This window comes from Rathayibacter sp. AY1B4 (assembly GCF_002932815.1).
Taxonomy (GTDB): Bacteria; Actinomycetota; Actinomycetes; order Actinomycetales; family Microbacteriaceae; genus Rathayibacter.
Genome location: NZ_PSWN01000058.1, coordinates 1 through 729, shown reverse-complemented (window position 1 = coordinate 729; position 729 = coordinate 1). Strand labels below are relative to the sequence as shown.

The window sequence follows — 729 nt, the reverse complement described above, 5'->3', positions numbered from 1 at the left end:
GGGAACGCGTCGGGGCGGTGGAGTCGGGTACATGCACGCTGTTGGGTCCTGAGGGACCGGGCCGGCTGCCTTCGGGTGGCGGGGTCGACTCTCCGGATCCTTTTCTCACGCCTGGGTGTGTGAGAGAGGGATACCGCCCGTATTTTGAGAACTACACAGTGGACGCGAGCATCTTAGATTCACGGCTTCGGTCGTGGATCGACAAGATTCGCATGGCGCGGCTTTCGGGCTGCGGTCATGCAAATCATTGGATCTGCAACTTTTCGAGTTGTAGTTTCTTAACTCATGTGATTAGCAAGTTCATAAGAGCAAACGGTGAATGCCTTGGCATCTGGAGCCGAAGAAGGACGTCGTAATCTGCGATAAGCCTCGGGGAGCTGATAAACGAGCTGTGATCCGAGGATTTCCGAATGGGGAAACCCCGCCAGGCCCCTTGTGGTGACCTGGTGACTCCCGCCTGAATATATAGGGCGGGTAGAGGGAACGTGGGGAAGTGAAACATCTCAGTACCCACAGGAAGAGAAAACAACAGTGATTCCGTCAGTAGTGGCGAGCGAACGCGGAAGAGGCTAAACCGAGTCATGTGTGATACCCGGCAGGGGTTGCATGGCCGGGGTTGTGGGACTTTTTGTTCCGGTCTGCCGGCCGGTGAACGTTACAGCGCATCATAGACGAACAGGTTTGAACGCCTGGCCAGAGCGGGTGCGAGCCCCGTAGTCGAAATGGTGT

1 rRNA gene is annotated in these 729 nt (G+C 56.5%); it reads left to right on the top strand.

Features of this window, described 5'->3' with window-relative positions:
* Positions 1-292 precede the first annotated feature (292 nt).
* Positions 293-729: ribosomal RNA gene (locus C5D66_RS16695) — 23S ribosomal RNA — on the top strand; the annotation flags it as partial.